An 18,283-nucleotide genomic window follows, 5' to 3' on the forward strand; every position below is an offset into this window, starting at 1 on the left:
GCCATGGCACGCAGGGACTTCATCGACGACCCCGACGCCCCGCCCGCGAACAGCGTCGTGCCGTCCGTGGTGGCCGTCGTCCTCGACGAGCAGGGCCGGCTGCTCTTGATCCACAAGACCGACAACGACCTTTGGGCCCTACCCGGCGGCGGACATGAGATTGGGGAGTCCATCGCGGACACCGTCGTCCGCGAGGTCAAGGAAGAGACCGGCTACGACGTCGAGGTCACCGACATCAGCGGCACCTACACCAACCCACGCCACGTCATGGCCTACGACGACGGCGAGGTTCGCCAGCAGTTCTCCATCTGCTTCCGCGCCCGACTCACCGGCGGCAGCGCAATGACCAGCAGCGAGTCCAAGGCCGTGAAGTGGGTCAACCCAGGCGACCTTGAAGCGCTGCCCATGCACCCCTCGATGCGCGAACGCATCCGCCACGGTCTACGTGACGACGGACAAGTCCACATCGGCTGAGGCCAACCGCGCTTCTACCCGCCGGACCGACTGCACCAGCTCAGCACGGGAGCGCAGCACGGCCCGATGCACCGGATCGTGCTCGTTGTAGCGAGACAGGATCTCCGCGATCCGCTCCTCCACAGCAACCGGGCTGCCGTCCGGGCCGGTCGTCATGTCGCAGAAGTTGAGCGCGTCGAGTTCACCGGCATCCGGCTCGACGAACTGCTGCAACTGGTCGCGAAGGCCCCGCTCTTCGGCCTCAACGACCGCACCCGAATGGAATGCGACGAGCGACACGATCGCTGGGGTCCAGGCGCGGCTGGCCAGCCATGTCGCTCCATCGAGTGGGTGGAAGCCTGTTTCGGCGGCGACCGCGGCGTAGCCGACATCATGCAGCCATGCCGCATCGACTACATGGCCGCCCAGACCCAGAACGCGCGCGATGAACTCCGCGCGGGCACCGACCCGGCGCACATGTGCCAGTCGAGCGCCGGACCCGGCCAAAGCCGCCTCCGCCACCCTCCGCGCCACCGAGAGCCCGCCAACCGACACCCCAACGACGGTAGCGCGGACAACCCCTTCCTCGGAGGATGACGGAGCGCTCGTCAGCAGCGAGAACCCTGATCGAACCCCACAGCGTCAGTAGTGCCAGGCCGGCCCGGCGGACCCGGCTTAGGTCGGGGTGTCAGGTTCGACCGCCCTGGGAGCTGCAGCCGAGTGAGCCAGTGCCTCCGTTAGCGGTGCCGAAACGAAAGACGAGGGCCACAAGCCGTGGGAGGGTTTGGGCATGGCGGCGAAGGGGAGTCCCGACTGGAACGCGATGGTCGACTTGGAGTTGGCCGCCAAGAACCTCGAACGCGAAGCGTACGGCGACTGGTACCGAGACCCATGGGGGTGGCCCGAACTCCGGTTCGCCGTCAAGAAAGCGCGAGGCCGTATACATGATCGGCTGTCCGGGAGCGGCACCTTCCAGGTCGCGCTTGTTGACGTCCCAAAGGAGAACTTTGGATCGCGGCCGGCGATGGTCATGGACCCTCTTGATCGACTAATCTACACGGGCGTTGTGGACGCCCTGAGCGCCAAACTGATTGGCGACCTGTCTAATGATGCATTCGGGTGGCGCCTGCATAGAGGGAATTACGCGAAGGGCCACTATGCGCGAAATGCTGACGAGTGGAGTTACTTTCGCGGTCATATTGGCGACCTAAGCGGCAAGTATGAGGCGGCCCTAGTCACGGATATTGTCTCCTGCTTCGCTAACGTATCCATGACTGCTGTCAAGGATGTTGTTCATTCTCGTGCGGGGTCGGGCTTGCTGCCCGACCGTCTGCTCGGACTGGTGGAATCGTGGGACAACGTGGCGGGCCGACGCGGTCTACCGCAGAGATCAAGCGCTTCGGCTGTGCTCGCCAACGCTGTCCTTTCTTCCATGGACCACGTTCTGAGCAATCACGCAAGGGTTGTGAAACGCAAGAGGCGGAAAGACCCTAGCCACGTGAGCGCGGCCCGCTGGATGGACGACATGTGGCTGTTTGGTGCTGACGCTGGTCGCTTGCGCCAGGCTCAGTTCGCACTGCAGGAAGAGGCGCGGTCGCTAGGACTGGATCTGAACTCTGGCAAGACGGAGCTCCTGGAAGGCGCCGAGGTCGAGGAGCGTGTGCTAGAAATCGAGCACAGTGCCGTTGACACAGCTCTTGGCTTCAGCCTCATTGTCGGGGGAGAGGAGATTTCACGGAATATCGAACCTCTGGAAACCCTGCTGGAGAGACTCATCGCCCAAGGCGAGACGGCCAGCCGCACCTCGATGCGCTTTGCCACCAGCAGAATGCGATGGCACACTGTCTTCGATAGAGTTCCCGATTTGCTAGAGACGGCGGAACGCATGCCGCACGCTGCGGACCATCTTTCGCGCTTGTTCCGTGATGCGGTCGCCCCGGGCGACTACGAAGAGTGGTTCCTTGCGCACGTCAAATCTCACTGGGCGACGTTCGAATGGTCTACAGCTGCGTTTGGAACGACTCTACCGTCCACAAGAAGGCCTCGAACAAAGACGCTGAACCTGTTCGAGCGGTTCGTCTCTGAGGCCCGAGTACAACTCCCACTGTTTGCCTTGGCCGCTCAGCGTCTAGCAGCTTGGGACCCGAACCGGTGTAGGCGGGCGGCGCGAGAAGCAGTGACAACCAACGCAAATCCGCACTATCGCCGGGTGGTTGCCCTGGCCGCTGTGGGAGCTAGGGAACCTCGCACCGTCGTCAGGGGATGGTTGAAGGATCAGGAGGAGAACCGACTGACACTAGACATGCTGGAAGCTCAGAACTTCGCGCCGGCCAAGGTGGTCGAAGATTTCTCTGGGCTCGACGAGACTGACTGAATTGACCTGTCACCCAGGTCATCAGGTGGGCCGCATGACCAGCGAGCTCCCTCCAGTCTGCAGCCGGCGGCGCCGCCTCGGTCCAGGCTGCTTCATTGGCCTCTATAGGATCAAGCCGCCGCGCATCGCGCGGCGGCGCCGGGCATGCGGCCTAGGGGCCGTTCCGGGCCCCGCCGCGCGACGCGCAGCCAAGGACTGATTGAGGCGCAGAAGGCAACCGACACGTAGGAGATGTTTATGGACCCCGACCTCGCAGTACCCGCGATCTCCAGTGGTGCATCCATCCTTGTCGCTGTCATATCGGCGGCCACAGCGATCATAATCGCCAACCGTGCAAATAGTCGCACGCTAGTCCAGGCGGAGCGGAACGATGCCACCAGCGAGAAGTTGAAGATGCTGGAACTCGAGTATTCGCGTGAACGCGATCGTGAATCGACTCTCAATGAGCTTGAGATGCGTCTTGCAAATCAGAAACTAGAAACCTTCACCCCCATGTTGGAACTAATGGAAGACGCGCTCTACAAGCGGATTAATCTGGATGACCCAAAGCAGCTACGCAACTTTGTCTCAAAGACGAGTCGTTTTGCCATGTGGGTGAATCTGATTGGAAGTGATGAGGTGGCTCGGAGCTACGCATCGTTCCAGCAAGCAACCTATGCCTCCGCGCCCCCGAACGTCCTCCTATGGCACTACGCCGACTTCCTCCTTGCTGCGCGACGTGATCTTGGGTACGCGGCAACTATGCTCGGGCGCCCCGACATGCTCAAATCTCTGCTGCGGGACTTCTACTCGGCGTCGATGGAAAGGAAGTTGAGTCGTCCCCTGAGCGAGGTAGTCGAGGACAGCGGGTGGACCCCACCGTGGGGAAAGACCTAACTCTGCCGGGTCGATTCCCGGTCCCTACGATTTCGATGGCGCTTCCTTTATCTCCTTGCCTTTTTCATCGCGGTGAGTCTTCCGCAAACTGGAGAAGAGTCCGACGACCCCCAGGAGCAGCCAGAAGCCAACAAACAGCCAGAAGAACCGCCACCATCCGCCCAGGGATTCGATTAAGGCGCCGGCGGCGATGCCTGACACTAGAATGAAGACTGCAACGCCCACTCCGGTCATGTCTCTGCGGAGAACTTCCTCTGTCTCAATTAGTCGCGCAAGGCGACGATCTACAAATTTCGATAGATCGTCACGTACTTGGCTTTCTCGCGGCAATTTCTCAAGAATCTCTAGATCGAGCTTCAGTGCGGCCCTTTGTCCTCCGCCCCTTCGAGCAGAGGAAACCCCGGCCCCGATGGCGCCGATAAGCGCAACCAGGGCAGCCATAATCTGGTCGACTGTCATGGGCCCAGTCTGTCGCTCGAATGGTCTGCGCCGAAGATAGACACTCCCGGGGCTCCGCCCCGAACCCCGGGCCTCGGCTCCGGGATGCGTGGAGGCGCACCAGGGCGGCGATCCCGTCGCGCCGACCGTCCGAAGGGTCAGCCACCCGGGCGCCGGTCTGCAAGGACCTTCGGCCGCTTCGCGGTGACTACGTCATCCCTGCCAGCCCGGCGCCCGGGTGGCTAAGCGACCCGCGGCCGACGCGACGGGATCACCACCCAGGCGACAGGTAGGGGAAGCCCCCGAATGGTCGAGTTGGCGCACTGGCGCCGCCTGCGGTCGTTGGGCACATCCAGGGCACAAGAGTGGCCGAGAGACCGTCAATGGCTGTCAGACTCCGACAAGCATTTTCCCAGGTCAAGCCCTATGTCGACCCACGCCAGCAAGCCGCGGAACCCCCCTACCTCCGCCTCCTAATCCGTCGGTCGTGGGTTCAAGCCCCACCTGCCCCACCGCGGCGACGTCGTGGCCGAGCCCGCCGGGATCACATGCCCGGGTTCACCCGGAAGCCCGCGTCCTCCTCACGCCCGCAGCGACGGCACTCCAGCCACGAGCCTCCGGGCCCCCGGCGGCCACGCCACCGATGGAGACCGAACCTGCACAACAGACGTCCGACCATGACGGCCTCCTCGACGGCCCACCCACAGGGGCAGTGCGGCCCGTCAAGGGTGCTCCTCCGGCTCCCAGGGGTCAACGACGGAGCGAGGAAGGCGACCACCGCTCCGTCCGGCGGGTGGTGAGGAGCAGGCCGGCGCCCACCGGAGCCGCGATCACGGCCAGCCCGGCAGCACAGGCGGCGACCACGAGGAGCAAGGGCACCGCTGCGCACTCGTCGTCCAGCGGAGGCGGGGTGCGGTATGCCAGATACCCGTTGCCCTGCGGGTCGCTGAGGCCCGGGTCGTCGAGCAGGAACGCGGTCTCGGGGTCGCCGGGCAGGTACGCGACGGTGACGACCTCTCCGACCTCCGGGAGGCGGTCGCGGTGGATCAGCTCGACCCACGTCACGACGCGCTGGCGGCCCGCCGCCTCGAACACGACGTCGGCGGTCGACCGCCGGGACCCGTCGGGCTTGCGCCACATGTCGACGTCGAGCACCTCGGCGTCGCGTCGTCCGACGACGCTCGGCGGCAGGTCGAGGTCCTCGCCGGACCACGCCCGCGAGGTGCACTGGTACCAGCCCGTGCTCACCCACACCGCGACGAGGGCCACCGCAGCGACGAGCGCCAGCACCGCGACGGCCGCGAACACGGCTCCTCCCGACCTGCGGCTCACGGCGAACGTCACCCGACCCGGTGGGTCGCGGCCCGCGGTCGCGCCCGCAGGTGCGCGCGCTGGCCCTGTCGACCGAAGAGCACGAGCAGCTCGACCGGCTCGTCGTCCGCGGGGGCGAACCAGTGCGGCGTCCGCGTGTCGAACTCCGCGGCCTCGCCCGGGACGAGCACGACGTCGTGGTCGCCGAGCACGAGCCGCAGCCGTCCGTCGAGCACGTAGAACCACTCGTACCCCTCGTGCGACTGCGGGTCGGGCTCGCGGCTGCGCGCCTGCGGATGCATGACGAGCTTGTAGGCCTGGATCCCGCCGGGACGCCGGGTGAGCGGCAGCATGGTGAGGCCGTGGTGCTCGACCGGGCGGAGGGTGACGCGGGGGTCGCCGGTCGGTGGGGCGTCGACGAGCTCGTCGAGGCTGACGCCGTGGGCGCGCGCGAGCGGCAGCAGGAGCTCCAGCGTCGGCCGGCGGGTGCCCGACTCGAGCCGGGACAGCGTGCTCGTCGAGATGCCGGTCGCTGCCGACAGCTCGGTGAGGGTCGTCTCGCGGCGTCGTCGCAGGGCCCGCAGTCGCGGGCCCACAGCGGACAGCACGCCGTCGGGCTCGTCGGTCACGGCTCAAGTTTGCCACTTCGGCAAGGAACTTTGCCCTCGCGGCGGACGCGCCTCCATCGTCGGCGCAGGAGGTGGTCGACGTGACCGATCAGATGGTGCCCGGACCCGAGGTGTCCGACGGGCTGGACGAGAGCTACGACGTCGTCGTCGTGGGAGGAGGATCGGCCGGTCTGAGCGCCGGCCTCATGCTGGGCCGCGCCCTGCGGCGCGTCGCCGTCGTCGACGCCGGCGCCCCCCGCAACGCGCCCGCGCACGAGGTGCACGGCCTGCTCGGCCGGGACGGCACGCCACCCGCCGAGCTGCTCGCGCGCGGCAGGTCCGAGGTCCGGCGCTACGGCGGCCACGTCGTCGTGGGCACCGTCGGGCAGGTGAGCGGCACCGACGGTGCCTTCACGGTCGACCTCGCCGACGGCAGGACGACCCTCGCCCGCAAGCTGCTCGTCACGACCGGTCTCGCCGACGAGCTGCCGGACGTCGCCGGGCTGCGCGAGCGGTGGGGCCGCGACGTGCTGCACTGCCCGTACTGCCACGGCTGGGAGGTGCGCGGCCAGGCCATCGGGGTCGTCGCGTCGGGACCGATGGCCCTCCACCAGGTGCTGCTGTTCCGGCAGTGGAGCGACGACGTCACCCTCTTCACCCACACGCAGGACGCGCCGTCCCCGGAGGACGCCGAGAGGCTCGCCGCCCGCGGCATCGGCGTCGTCGAGGGACGCGTGGCCTCTGTGGAGGTCCGCGACGACCGGGTGACCGGGCTCCGGCTGGCGGACGGCACGCTCGTCGCGCGTGAGGCTGTCGTCGTCGGGACGTACATGCGGGCGCGTGCGGACCTGCTCGGCGCCCTCGGCCTCGAGGCCGTGCCGCACCCGAGCGGGACGGGTGAGCACGTGCCCGCCGACCCCGTGGGACGCACCGCCGTGCCGGGGGTGTCGGTCGCAGGGAACGTCACGGACCTCACAGCCCAGGTCGGTGCCGCCGCGGCGGCCGGGGCGATGGCCGCCGCGGTGCTGAACGCGGACCTCGTCACGGAGGAGACCGCCACGGCCGTCCAGGCAGCGAGGACGAGCCGGGTCGCCTGACCGGCGCGGGCCCGCGGCGACAACCCGCCGTCGGCGGTAGCGTTCCCACGGCGGCGCGGACCGGAGGTGGTCGGCTCATGGCGGAGACCGGTAGGGGCTTCTGGCACAGCGCGCCCGGCGTCATCACCGCGGTCGCCGCTCTCCTCACCGCTGTGGGCGGGTTGCTCGGCATCCTCTTCCAGTACGACGTGCTCCCACCCGGGGGCCGTGCCGCAGACGCCGGTCCGCCCGCCGCCGCGCCGGCGGTGGTCGCGACGTCCGACGACGCCTCGGATCCTCACGGCGCGGCAGCTGCGACGGCCTCGGGGTCCTCGGCGCCCGACGCCGACCCGCCGCTCGTCCCCTGGACCGACGCCAGGGCGTCCCTGGTACGCGACGACGGGACCACCCTCGACGTGCGGGCCATGACGGTGGGCCTCACGTGCGACCGTCAGCGGCTCGCGTTCGTGGACGGTCGCACCATCCAGCTGGAGGACGTGAGGTCCATCCGCATCGACGCCGTCTTCACCGAGTCCCCGGGCTTCGCCGACGCCACCGTCGAGCTGCTCGACGGGACGGTCCTGACGGAGTCGGTCCTGACCCGGAACTGCCCGGTGGCCGCCGCCGATGAAAGGGGCACGGTGTCGGTGCCGGTGGCGGACGTCGCCCGGATCGACTTCCTCCGCTGACGCGAGTTACGGCGTCAGGGAGCCGGGACCGCCTCGACGACGACGTTGTCCCGGTAGGACGCCGCCGCCCGGTCGAACTCCCCGCCGCACGTCACGAGACGCAGGACGGGCACGGGGGAGGGGCCGTAGACCTCGTCGGTGGGGAACTCCTCCTTGGGGAACTGCTGGACGCTGCTCACGACGAAGGCGGCCATGGAGCCGTCCTCGAGCGTCACGGCGACCGCGTCGCCGGGCGCGAGCTCACCGAGGCGGGTGAAGACGGCGACGCCGTCTGCGGAGTCGACGTGACCGGCGATGATCGAGGGGCCGCGCGCGCCGGGCACCGCGCTGGCGGTGAACCAACCGGCGTCGTCGGGGTCGTCCGGCACCTCCAGGGTCCCGTCCGCCTCGGTGCCGAGCTCGATGAGCCGGGTCTCGAGGTCGATCGCGGGCACGCTGAGACCCACGGGCCGCAGCGGTGCCGTGACGGCGACGCCGGGGTCGACCGGCCCGATCGTCGTCCGTGCCGGCGCGGGGGCCGACGGGGACGTCGCGGCCGGGTCGGCGGGCACCCGCGCCGACCGCGCAGCGGCCGCGGACGGTGACGGTGACGGTGACGATGCCGGGGAGGGCGTCGCCGCGGTGACCGCCCTCGACCCCTCGGGGCTCGGCGACGCCGCAGGATCGGCCTCGAAACCACCCGCCGCGAGGGCGAGCAGGCTCCCGAGCCCCACCGTCGCCGCGACGACGACCGCTGTGAGGAGCGTCTGGCGGCGCACCGCGCCCGGCACCGGGTCGGCGCGGTGGCGCGCCTGCCCGGTCACCTGGTCGCGGGCGGCTCCGCGCGGCGTCGGGCCGGCCGCGCGAGCGGGACGGCCGCCAGCAGCACGAGGAGCGCCCCCGCGGCGAGTGCGGCGAGGACGACGCCCGCGGACGGGCCGGGGCCGCCCGCGCCGTCGGCGAGGCCGCCGAGGCCGGTGGCGGCGGCCCCGACCGGGACCGTGCCGACCCCGCCCGCGTCGAGGACGGCCTGCAGCTGCAGCCCGTCGTCGCCGTCGAGGACGAGGAGGGTGTAGACGTCGCCCGCGTCGAGGTCGACCTCGCTCTCGCCGCTGGCGCCGTCGCCCTCGGCCCGCAGGGTCCACGGACCCGCCGGTGCCTGCGTGTAGTCCGTCGCCTCGCCGAGCCGGGCGGTGCCGAGCGCCGGGCCGTCGACCGCCGACACCTGCGCGGTCGGTGCCTCGAGGGACGCCCCGAGCAGGCGGACCCGGGCCGTGCCGTCCGCGGGGCGGGTCAGCTCGTCCTCGAGCAGCTCCAGGCTCGGGTCGTCGCTGGAGCCCAGTCCGGCCACCGTGTACGCCTGGCCTGCCGTGAGGTCGAAGGTGAGGCTGAGCACCGGGTCGCTCGACGGGTCGGAGCCTGCAGGCCGCAGGGCGACCGCGTACCGACCGGGAGGGAGGGCCTCGTACCCGCCGACCGCGCCGTACGACGCGGTGATCTCGAGGACGGGTGCCAGCGCCTCGGGGTCCCCCTCGCCGGAGAACGGCGACAGCCGGACGTCCATCGCGCCGAGGTCCGGCACGAGGTGCGCCGCCCGGAGGTACGCCGTCGCCGTCGACGCCCCGGCCGCCCCCACCGGCAGGAGCACGACGGCGACCGCGGTGGCGACCACGAGCGCCGCGGCACGCAGCGCCCGGGGGCGGGACGAGCCGGACGCGCTGGCGCGGACGGCGGGGCTCGGTCGGGCCACGGGGTCTCCTCGGGGTCACGTGTGGTGGTACGGCCGGCGGATGCCGGCCCATCATGTGACGCTACGTCGCCGCGCACCATCCCGGATGGCCCCGACGCGCGGGACCGCCTCGGAACGTGACGCAGCACGTACCGCCTGTGAGCAGGAGAGACGGTGAGGTCCTCCAGCCGGCGCATCGAGTTGGCGCCCCGCACCCGACTGGCCCATCATCACGGGGCGTGATCATCCGGGGTCGCGCGTCGAGGAGGTGGCGATGGGCGGCATCGACGTCGTGGTGTCCGTCGCGACCTTCGGGCTCGGTCTCCTCGTCGGCTGGTTGTGGTGGGGGCGGCGGTTCGTCGTCGCCCGCCTCACGCGGGAGCAGGCCGAGTCGTTGGCCGAGGCGCGCCTGGAGCGCGAGACCGCAGCCCGCGAGGCGGCGGCCGCCCCGTCGGTCATCGACCTCCGTGAGGCCCACGAGACGCCCGAGCGGGCGCAGCGGCCCGGCGCGTGAACCGGCGCGGGTGGCCGATCCGCTACCACCTGCCGCGGGAGCGTCGCGCCTGGCCGGTGGTCCTCGTCGCCGTCGTCGGGCTCCCCGGCCTCCTCCTCGTGCAGGAGCTGCCGGAGCTGCTCGCCGGTCCGGCCTCGGCGGGCACGGCGGCACCCGCGGGGTCGGCCACGCCGACCGCCGACCAGGTCGAGGACCAGGGCGAGGACGAGGCGCCGTCAGCGGTCGCGACCACCGCCGACCCGGACGTCGCGAGCGGGCCGTCGACCGCCCCGACGGACCTCGCATCCTCGCCCGACACGCCCTCCCCGCCGGCCTCCGACCCCCTCGTGGTGACCTTCGGCGTCGGCGAGGTCGCGCCCTCCGAGGCGGGCGTCGCGGCCCTGCGGCAGCTCGTGGGTGACACACCCGGCGCGACCGACGGCCAGGTGGGTCTCGTCGTGACGGGATACGCCGAGCCGAGCGGCGACGAGGTCCTCGAGGAGCAGCCGTCGCTGGCACGGGCGCAGGAGGTCGCCGCCGTGCTCGTCTCGCTCGGCGTGCCGGAGCGGCAGGTCAGCGCCGACGCGGGAGGCGCCGCCGCGCCCGGTGCGCCGGAGGACGGCCGGGTCGCGACGGTCGCGGTCGGGCCGTGAGGTCCCTCACGACGCGCTGACGGCGGGCTCCCGGGCCCGGAGCAGGACGGCATCGAGCGCCTGGCGGACGTCGGCGACGAGGTCGCCAGGGTGCTCGAGACCGACCGACAGCCGCACGATCCCGTCGCCGGGCCTGGCGCCCGCCTCGACGGGGCGGTGCGTGAGGGCGGCCGGGTGCTGGACGAGCGAGTCGACCCCGCCGAGCGACACCGCGTGCGTGAACAGCCGGAGCGCGGCGATGAACCCCGACGCGGCGGCGAGCCCGCCGTGCAGCTCGAGCGCGAGCATCGCCCCGGGGCCGTGCATCTGCCGCGCGACGACGCCGGTCGTGTCGAGAGCGGGGGAGTGCACTCGGGCGACCGCCGGGTGGTCGACGGCCGCCTCGACCACCGCGAGGGCGCCGGCCTGCTGCGCCCGGACCCGCACCGGGAGCGTCGCCAGCCCGCGGTGCAGCAGGTAGGCGCCGAGCGGGTGGAGCAGCCCGCCGGTCACGGCCCGGACCCGCCGCAGCCCGGCCGCGTGCTCCTCGCTGCACGCGACGACGCCCCCGACGACGTCGCCGTGGCCACCGAGGTACTTCGTCGCGCTGTGGAGGACCATGGCGGCGCCGTGGTCGAGCGGGTTCTGCAGGACGGGCGTGGCGAAGGTGCCGTCGACGACGACCGGCACCGTGCCGGAGTCGCGCACGAGCGCGGCGATGTCGACGAGGTCGAGCGTGGGGTTCGCCGGGGTCTCCGCCAGCACCATCGCCGTGTCGGGGCGGACCGCACCCGCGACCTCGTGCGCCGAGCAGAACGTGACCTCGGTGCCGAGCAGGCCGGTGGCGAGCAGGTGGTCGCTCCCGCCGTACAGGGGCCGGACGGCGACGACGTGACGGCGACCGCTGCCGGTCGTCAGCGCGAGGACGGTCGCGGACAGGGCGGCCATGCCGGAGGCGAAGGCCACCGCCGACTCCGCGTGCTCGAGGCGGGCGAGCGCCTCCTCGAAGCGGGCGACCGTGGGGTTCCACAGCCGCTGGTACACGTGGCCGCCCTCGGGCACGGGAGGACCGCCACCCGCCATGGCCTCGTACGAGGCGCCCCCGGCGTCCACGTCTGGCAGCGGGTACGTGGAGGACAGGTCGAGCGGCGGGGCGTGCACCCCGAGCTCGCCGAGGTCGTCGCGGCCCGCGTGGACGGCGAGGGAGTCCGGGTGGAGGCCGGGGAAGGGCTGCGACGACGCTGTCATGCGGCCAGGATTTCGCAGACCCTGCGGTCCACGGCACCCTGTGCGCAGAAGACACGCGTGAAAGCGGTCCTCGGCGAAGGATCCACGAAAGGAGCGAGCGTGTCGCCACCGCGACCGAAGGACCTGCGGCCCGGCGCCCCGTCCCGGGGCGCGGACGCGCTCGACGGCACCGACCTCGCGATCCTCGCCGGTCTCGTCGAGGACGGTCGGGCCACCGGCGCGGCCCTCGCCGCCCGCGCGGGTGTCGCGGAGTCCACGTGCGCGGTGCGGCTGCGGAGCCTCGTCGAACGCGGCGTCGTCCGGCGGGTCGTCGCGGACGTCGACCCCGCAGCGCTCGGCTGTCCCCTACAGGCCGTCGTGAAGGTGCGCCTCGGCACCCACGACCGCGCGCACGTCGCCGCGATCTACGACCACCTCGTCCGGGTGCCGGGCGTCCTGCGTGTGCTCCACCTCGCGGGCGAGGACGACTTCCTCGTCGACGTCGTCGTCCAGGACGCGCAGCACCTCCGCGACCTCGTCCTCGAGCACGTCACGGGCCACCCGGCGGTGCGCCAGGTGGAGACGCACCTGGTGTTCGAGGAGCGGCGCGGCCCCGGCGCCGTGCCCGCAGCACCACCGCGCGGTACAGCACCCCGGCCAGCAGCACGGCGATCCCGGCCAGCAGGCTCGTGAGGGGCAGGGCCGCGACGAGCGCGACGCACAGCAGCGCGCCGAGCGCCTGGAGCACCCGCGGGTAGCGGCGGTGCGGTGCCGTCTGCGTCCACGCGCTGAGGTTCGCGACGAGGTAGTACACGAGGACCCCCGTCGACGACAGCCCGATCGACCACCGCAGGTCGCCCGTGGCGGCGAGGGCCGCGACGGCCACGACGACGACCGCCTCTGCGCGGTGCGGCACCTGGTGCACGGGGTGGACGACCCCGAGCCGGCGCGGCAGGTCGTGCCCCCGGGCCATCGCGAGGGTCGTGCGGGACACGCCGGCGAGGAGCGCCAGCAGCGCACCGAAGGAAGCCGCGGCGGCCCCCACGCCGACGACGACCGCCGCGCCCGGCACGCGACCGGCGGCGACCGCGTCCGCGAGCGGGGACACCGCCGCGGCGGTGGCGTCCGCCCCGAGCGTGGCGAGCAGCGTCAGGGCGACGGCCGCGTACACCGCGGCGGCGGTCGCGAGCGCGAGGAGGACGGCGCGCGGGATGGTGCGGGCCGGGTCCCGGACCTCCTCGCCGAGCGTCGCGACCCTCGCGTACCCCGCGAACGCGAAGAACAGCAGTCCGGCGGCCTGCAGCACCCCGTACGCGCCGTGCTCGCCCCACCCCTGTTCGAGCTGCGGGCCGAGTCCCGCGGCGCTCCGCGTGCCGGTGAGCGCAGCGAGCAGCCCGACGGCGAGGCAGCCGAGGACGACGACGAGGACCACGCGCGTCGCGCGCGCGGTGCGGGTGATGCCTCGGTAGCCGAGCGCCCCGGCGAGGAGGACGACGGCGACCGCGGCGGGCCGCTGCCACGGCGCCGGGACCGTGTAGGCGGCGACCGTGAGCGCCATGGCCGCACAGCTCGCGGTCTTGCCGACGACGAACCCCCAGCCCGCGAGGAAGCCGGGCCACGCGCCGAGGCGCTCGCGGCCGTAGACGTACGTCCCGCCGGACGTCGGGTACTGCGCGGCCAGCTGCGCGGACGACGTGGCGTTGCACACGGCGACCGTCGCCGCGAGCACGAGCGCGACGAGGACCGCCCCTCCGGCGGCAGCGGAGGCCGGGCCCCACACGGCGAACACGCCCGCGCCGAGCATCGAGCCCAGGCCGAGGGCGACGGCGTCGCCGAGCCCGAGCCGGCGCGCCAGGGCGGGTCCACCGCTCACGTGGCCCGACCCTATTCTCCGGCCATGAGCCCGACCCGCTACGGCGCGCAGTTCGGCCCGGACGTCACGTTCCTCGGTGTGCCCCGCTGCGACTGGCAGGACCCGGGGTCGATGAGCGGGGCGGACGTCGTGGTGCTCGGGGCGCCGTTCGACGGCGGCACGTCGCACCGGCCCGGCACCCGCTTCGGGCCGCAGGCCCTGCGGACCACCGACTACCTCGGGCACGACGGCTCCCGGCCGAGCCTCGCGCTGCGCGTCGACGGGCTGCGGGACCTCGACGTGCGCGACGCGGGGGACGTCGAGATGCCGCCGGGGGACATCGAGACGAGCCTGCAGCGCCTCCGCGGGGCGGTCGCGGCCGTGGCGCGCTCCGGCGCGGTGCCCGTCGTCCTCGGCGGCGACCACTCCATCACGTACGCGACCGGGCGGGGCACGGCGGACGTCCACGGGGAGGGGCGCGTGTCGATGCTCCACTTCGACGCGCACGCCGACACCGGCGACATCGAGTTCGGCTCGCTGTGGGGCCACGGCCAGCCGATGCGGCGCCTCATCGAGTCCGGCGCGCTGCGGGGTGACCGGTTCCTGCAGATCGGCCTGCGCGGCTACTGGCCGGGCCCTGAGACGCTCGCGTGGATGGCCGAGCGGCGGATGCGCTCCTACGAGATGACGGAGGTGGTCGACCGCGGCCTCGACGCCTGCCTCGACGAGGCGTTCGGCATCGCGACCGACGGCTGCGACGGGGTGTTCCTGTCCGTCGACATCGACGTCGCCGACCCCGGTCACGCGCCCGGCACGGGCACCCCCGAGCCCGGCGGGCTCACCGCCCGCCAGCTCCTCGACGCCGTACGACGGATCTGCTGGGAGCTCCCGGTCGTCGGGATGGACGTCGTCGAGGTGAGCCCGCCGTACGACCACGCCGACATCACCGCCGCCCTCGGCAACCGGGTCGTCCTCGAGGCGGTGTCGGCCATGGCCCGGCGGCGTCGCGAGGCCGCGGGCGAGACGTTCCCCTCGCCGTCCGCACCGCTGCTCGACGGCCGCTGAGCCGGGCGACGCCACAACCCGGGCGCCGCCACAACCCCTGTCCCGCAGGGGACGTAGACGCCGAGACGGCCGATCCGGCGCTATGGCCCCAGCGGCACAGCGGTTGTGGACGCGGACGCCGCGCGGGTGAGGGCGGTCGTCGGGGAACACCCACCCCGGGGAGTCCGTTACGGTGGACGTGCGGGTGTCGGGCCGCGAAAGCCCCGGGCTCCATCATTTGCCGCTACGAGCGGCCACACGCCGAGAGGCGCTTCCGGTCCGGCACCCGCCCCTCCGCCCGATGGAGGGCGCCCAGCCCTAGTCGAGGTCGTTGCGCCGCCACCGGCGCGCGCACGCCTCCAGGTGCTCGGCCGTCTGCACGAGCGCGGACGCCGACCGGGTGAGCCGCGCGGCGTCCAGCTCGGCGTCGAGGGCCTCGACGGAGTCCTCGCGCGCCTCGTCGTCGTGCCGCCGGTCGGCCAGCACGGCCCGCCCCACCGAGCAGACCCGTGCGAACGCGGCGGCCCGCTCGAACGTCACGTCGAGGTCGCCGGCGCCCACCCCCAGGAGGACCGCGTCGACCATGGCGGACACCTCGTCGGGGCCGGGGGGCTGGGCGACGCCCGCGACGACCTCCGACACGGGTAGCCGGGAGCGGCCGGCGTCGAACTCGCGGGCCGCCTGCGCCGGTGCGCGGCGCACGCCGGCCCGCAGTGCGAGCAGCCGCCACAGTCCGCCGGGCAGCGACACGGGCGCCGCGACCGCCCACAGCCGGGCCGCGGCGTCGAGCCCCTCGTCGGTGTCGACGGCGGCGGCCATGCGGGCACCCGCCTCGGGGTCGGAGCCGTCGCGCAGCCGGGCGACGACCGCGTGGGCGCTGGCGTGCGCCGCCTCCAGGCGCTCGGCGGGGTCGCTGTCGGACAGGGCGTTGACGGCCGCGGGCGACAGCGGGGCCGGCCGGCGGGGACGGTGGGTCACCGCACCACCCTGCTGCGCGACCCGCGCGAGAGCTCCCTGGCGGCGGACGCGACGAGGTCGGCGGCCTGCGCGAGCCGGGTGCGGCCGTCCGGGGTCGTCGCGGTCGCACTGAAGTAGCCGCGCGGACCGATGTGCGTCGCGAAGTCGTGCCGACGCACGACCACCCGACCCTCCCGCTTCGCGCGGTGCCAGGCGCCGACGCCGAGCGCGGTCCACCGCGAGGGGAACAGCAGGACGGGGAGCAGCTCCGCCGGGTCCCCCCACGACACGACGGCATGCACCCGCCGCACGCCGTGCAGGTCGGCGGACCCGTCGGCGAACGCCCCGAACGTCACGACGTCGACGGGCGCGCCGCCCAGCGCCCGGGCGACCTCGGAGGCCGAGCGCAGCGCCGTCTGCGCGCCCCCGCTGAGCCCGACGAGGACCACGGGGGTCCCGCCGCCGCGGCGGTAGCCGGCGGCGACGAGGTGGTCGACGACCGCGGTCGTGTGGGCCTCGGCGAGCCGGTCGCGGTAGCGGGGGTCGAGCGCGACGACGGCCTCCCAGACCCCGCGCGCCACGAGCCAGCGCCCGTCGGAGCGGTGCAGCCGACGCCACAGCGGTCCCGTCACGGGTCGCCGCCACGCCGGCTCCTGCGTGACGTCGCTCGGCATCACCGACAGCACGACGTGCCAGCGCGGCAGGCGGTCGGACACCGCGGCGGCGAGCGCCCGGCCGACGGGCGTCGTGCGCGCCTCGCAGCGGCCGACCCCGTCGAGGTAGACGACGAAGCCGTCCGCGGACTCACCGGCCTCGACGTCCGGGCCCGGCACGTTGAGACCGGTCGAGGGCTCGACGGGACGCGACGGCTCCGGGACGGGGAGGGCGGCGTCGAGCAGCCCCCGGACGAGCTGGTGGATCCCCGCGTGCACGGCCCCGAACGCGACGGTCGCGAGGGCGGCGCGCAGCGCGGGCGGGCGTGGCGTGGTGCCGGCCGCCCCGGCGCGGCGGGCGCACGCGGTCTCCGCCCACGCGGCCACCGGCACGCCGAGCACCGGGAACGGCGCGGCCACCCCGGCCGCGGCGGGCGCGAGCACGTGCCGGAGCGCACCGGCGGGCACGCCCGCGACCGCGACGAGCGCGGCCGCCGCGCACGTGCTGGCCGCGAGGCTCCCGGCGAGCGCACCACCCACGGCGGCGGCGCTGCGCGTCGGCTGCGCGGCCGGGTGCCGGTACGGCATCCCCGTGCGGCGCAGCGCGGCCTGCCAGTCGACCCCGCCCACCGCGTGCGCTGCCAGGGACAGCCACACGGGTGCGCTCACGTCCTCACCTCCGCTCCTCGCGCCCGGGACGGGCACGCGAGCGAGTATCGCCCTTCCGGCTCAGTACCGGAACGGCTTGGGCGGCGCACTGAGCGCGGCCCGGGGGCACTCGGCGAGCGTGAGGCCGCCGTAGCCGAGCGCCTCGTCGCTCAGCAGCTCCACGGACCAGCCGTGCTCCTGCCCGAACTTCGTCACCGTGACGCGGTACAAGGTGATCTCGTACTTCGTCGGCGTGCCGTACGCGACCTGGACGTTGCCGATGAGCTCGGCGCCGGTGCTGTCGGGGGAGCCGCTCCACGGCCTGTCGTAGCGCGACCACATGGTCGTGGTGCTGTGCCACAGGCCGCCGCTGCTCACGTCGCCGAGGCTGAGCTCGACGAGGATCGCGCGCGCCGCGCCCTCCGGGACGACCGCGGCCGGTCGGATGACCTCCGAGATCACGCCGTCGTCGTACGCCTGCGCGGCGAGCAGCTCGGCGCCGTCCATGTCGAACCTCCGTGCCTGGATGCGTCCACCCGCGGGTGGCGTGCGCCCGGGCCGGCAGGGGAGCGGTCCGGGGTCGTGCGGGGTATCGGCACGCGGCGGCGTCCGCTTGACCCCGGATGTGCGGCGCGTCGGGGGTGGCACCGGCGCGCCTCCTGGGCCAGACTGTGCTCGACCGGGCACGGTGTGCGACACGGACGAGGCCGTTGGGGAAGACGACCCTCGGACGTGGAGGAGAGACCATGCCTGTCGTCACCCGCGGTGTGCTGTACGTGCACTCCGCTGCACGCGCCGTGTGCCCGCATGTGGAGTGGGCCACCGGGCGCGTCCTCGGTATGCGCGTCGACCTCGACTGGGCGCCGCAGCCGCTCGGCCCCGGCCTGTTCCGCACCGAGCTGTCGTGGCAGGGCGAGCAGGGCACGGGGGCGCTGCTCGCGAGCGCCCTGCGGGGTTGGGCGGAGCTGCGGTACGAGGTCACCGAGGAGCCGAGCCGCGGCTGCGACGGGGCCCGGTTCAGCCACGTGCCGGACCTCGGCCTCTTCCACGCCGTCATGGACGTGCACGGCAACACCGTCGTGCCCGAGGACCGCATCCGCACGGCCCTGGAGTCGGGAGACCCCGTCGAGGTCCGCCACCGGCTCGAGCTCGCCCTCGGCTCGGCCTGGGACCGTGAGCTCGAGCCGTTCCGCCACGCCGGCGACGACGCCCAGGTGCGCTGGCTGCACCGGGTGGGCTGAGGC

General features: G+C 73.0%; 20 protein-coding genes and 1 pseudogene. 10 read left to right on the forward strand and 11 right to left on the reverse strand.

All coding sequences use genetic code 11. The features are described 5' to 3' along the window. Positions 1-3: 3 nt before the first annotated feature. Positions 4-474, forward strand: coding sequence for an NUDIX hydrolase (locus WAB14_RS16655; RefSeq protein ID WP_340271462.1), 471 nt, complete (start codon positions 4-6; stop codon positions 472-474). Here the strand turns inward: WAB14_RS16655 and WAB14_RS16660 are convergent. Next, entirely contained in the window at positions 442-1,008 is a 567-nt protein-coding gene (locus WAB14_RS16660) for an HD domain-containing protein (protein WP_340271463.1), read from the reverse strand. The two genes, WAB14_RS16655 and WAB14_RS16660, sit on opposite strands and share 33 nt — an antisense overlap. A 235-nt stretch (positions 1,009-1,243) precedes the next feature. On the opposite strand from WAB14_RS16660, the gene WAB14_RS16665 reads away from it, so the two are divergent. Together WAB14_RS16665 and WAB14_RS16670 are read left to right on the forward strand one after the other, a co-directional pair. Then, on the forward strand, positions 1,244-2,827 hold the full coding sequence (locus WAB14_RS16665; protein ID WP_340271464.1) for an RNA-directed DNA polymerase: 1,584 nt from the start codon (positions 1,244-1,246) through the stop codon (positions 2,825-2,827). Between the two features lie 237 nt (positions 2,828-3,064). Next, positions 3,065-3,703 carry a hypothetical protein gene (locus WAB14_RS16670; RefSeq protein WP_340271465.1) on the forward strand — a complete coding sequence of 213 codons (639 nt, stop codon included), beginning with the start codon at positions 3,065-3,067 and terminating at the stop codon, positions 3,701-3,703. A 24-nt stretch (positions 3,704-3,727) separates the two neighbouring features. Here WAB14_RS16670 and WAB14_RS16675 read toward each other — a convergent pair whose 3' ends face one another. From WAB14_RS16675 to WAB14_RS16685, 3 genes are all read right to left on the reverse strand, one after another. Beyond that, positions 3,728-4,162, reverse strand: a complete 435-nt coding sequence (locus tag WAB14_RS16675; protein ID WP_340271466.1) for a hypothetical protein — start codon at positions 4,160-4,162, stop codon at positions 3,728-3,730. 729 nt (positions 4,163-4,891) lie between these two features. After that, complete coding sequence (locus tag WAB14_RS16680; RefSeq protein ID WP_340271467.1) at positions 4,892-5,449, reverse strand: DUF3592 domain-containing protein; 558 nt, start codon at positions 5,447-5,449, stop codon at positions 4,892-4,894. 32 nt (positions 5,450-5,481) lie between these two features. Continuing rightward, a complete protein-coding gene (locus tag WAB14_RS16685; RefSeq protein ID WP_340271468.1) occupies positions 5,482-6,081 on the reverse strand; it encodes a helix-turn-helix domain-containing protein in 600 nt (199 codons plus the stop codon). Between the two features lie 80 nt (positions 6,082-6,161). Between WAB14_RS16685 and WAB14_RS16690 the strand changes: the two genes are divergently transcribed. Next, positions 6,162-7,157, forward strand: a complete 996-nt coding sequence (locus WAB14_RS16690) for an NAD(P)/FAD-dependent oxidoreductase (protein WP_340271469.1) — start codon at positions 6,162-6,164, stop codon at positions 7,155-7,157. A gap of 77 nt (positions 7,158-7,234) precedes the next feature. Further along, entirely contained in the window at positions 7,235-7,825 is a 591-nt protein-coding gene (locus tag WAB14_RS16695) for a hypothetical protein (RefSeq protein WP_340271470.1), read from the forward strand. 14 nt (positions 7,826-7,839) lie between these two features. On the opposite strand, the gene WAB14_RS16700 is transcribed toward WAB14_RS16695, so the two are convergent. Both WAB14_RS16700 and WAB14_RS16705 read right to left on the reverse strand, forming a co-directional pair. Then, on the reverse strand, positions 7,840-8,628 hold the full coding sequence (locus WAB14_RS16700; protein ID WP_340271471.1) for a class F sortase: 789 nt from the start codon (positions 8,626-8,628) through the stop codon (positions 7,840-7,842). After that, positions 8,625-9,554: a DUF4397 domain-containing protein gene (locus WAB14_RS16705; RefSeq protein WP_340271472.1), complete on the reverse strand. Its 930-nt coding sequence runs from the start codon at positions 9,552-9,554 to the stop codon at positions 8,625-8,627. The genes WAB14_RS16700 and WAB14_RS16705 overlap by 4 nt, the downstream gene beginning before the upstream one ends. A gap of 253 nt (positions 9,555-9,807) precedes the next feature. Here WAB14_RS16705 and WAB14_RS16710 point away from each other — a divergent pair, with 253 nt between their 5' ends. Further along, entirely contained in the window at positions 9,808-10,047 is a 240-nt protein-coding gene (locus tag WAB14_RS16710) for a hypothetical protein (RefSeq protein ID WP_340271473.1), read from the forward strand. Continuing rightward, the gene (locus tag WAB14_RS16715; RefSeq protein ID WP_340271474.1) at positions 10,044-10,679 is read left to right on the forward strand and encodes an OmpA family protein; all 636 of its coding nucleotides are present in this window, start codon (positions 10,044-10,046) and stop codon (positions 10,677-10,679) included. The genes WAB14_RS16710 and WAB14_RS16715 overlap by 4 nt, the downstream gene beginning before the upstream one ends. Positions 10,680-10,685: 6 nt before the next feature. Here the strand turns inward: WAB14_RS16715 and WAB14_RS16720 are convergent, their stop codons facing one another. Then, positions 10,686-11,906, reverse strand: a complete 1,221-nt coding sequence (locus WAB14_RS16720; RefSeq protein WP_340271475.1) for a trans-sulfuration enzyme family protein — start codon at positions 11,904-11,906, stop codon at positions 10,686-10,688. A gap of 99 nt (positions 11,907-12,005) precedes the next feature. On the opposite strand from WAB14_RS16720, the pseudogene WAB14_RS16725 reads away from it, so the two are divergent. Then, positions 12,006-12,428: pseudogene (locus WAB14_RS16725) on the forward strand (winged helix-turn-helix transcriptional regulator); the annotation flags it as partial. Positions 12,429-12,435: 7 nt separating this feature from the next. On the opposite strand, the gene WAB14_RS16730 reads toward WAB14_RS16725, so the two are convergent. Next, entirely contained in the window at positions 12,436-13,758 is a 1,323-nt protein-coding gene (locus WAB14_RS16730; RefSeq protein ID WP_340271476.1) for an APC family permease, read from the reverse strand. Positions 13,759-13,782: 24 nt separating this feature from the next. Here WAB14_RS16730 and WAB14_RS16735 point away from each other — a divergent pair, with 24 nt between their 5' ends. Continuing rightward, positions 13,783-14,802, forward strand: a complete 1,020-nt coding sequence (locus tag WAB14_RS16735; RefSeq protein ID WP_340271477.1) for an agmatinase family protein — start codon at positions 13,783-13,785, stop codon at positions 14,800-14,802. Between the two features lie 297 nt (positions 14,803-15,099). On the opposite strand, the gene WAB14_RS16740 is transcribed toward WAB14_RS16735, so the two are convergent. The 3 genes from WAB14_RS16740 to WAB14_RS16750 are packed head-to-tail and all read right to left on the reverse strand — an operon-like array spanning position 15,100 to position 17,546. Further along, positions 15,100-15,759, reverse strand: a complete 660-nt coding sequence (locus WAB14_RS16740; RefSeq protein WP_340271478.1) for a hypothetical protein — start codon at positions 15,757-15,759, stop codon at positions 15,100-15,102. Then, positions 15,756-17,060, reverse strand: a complete 1,305-nt coding sequence (locus WAB14_RS16745) for a hypothetical protein (RefSeq protein ID WP_340271479.1) — start codon at positions 17,058-17,060, stop codon at positions 15,756-15,758. Before WAB14_RS16745 ends, WAB14_RS16740 begins: the two co-directional genes overlap by 4 nt. A gap of 60 nt (positions 17,061-17,120) precedes the next feature. Further along, positions 17,121-17,546, reverse strand: a complete 426-nt coding sequence (locus tag WAB14_RS16750) for a hypothetical protein (RefSeq protein ID WP_340271480.1) — start codon at positions 17,544-17,546, stop codon at positions 17,121-17,123. A gap of 239 nt (positions 17,547-17,785) precedes the next feature. On the opposite strand from WAB14_RS16750, the gene WAB14_RS16755 reads away from it, so the two are divergent. Beyond that, positions 17,786-18,280 carry a DUF3145 domain-containing protein gene (locus WAB14_RS16755; protein WP_340271481.1) on the forward strand — a complete coding sequence of 165 codons (495 nt, stop codon included), beginning with the start codon at positions 17,786-17,788 and terminating at the stop codon, positions 18,278-18,280. Positions 18,281-18,283: the final 3 nt, after the last annotated feature.

The organism is Aquipuribacter nitratireducens (genome assembly GCF_037860835.1).
GTDB classification, from domain to species: Bacteria; Actinomycetota; Actinomycetes; order Actinomycetales; family JBBAYJ01; genus Aquipuribacter; species Aquipuribacter nitratireducens.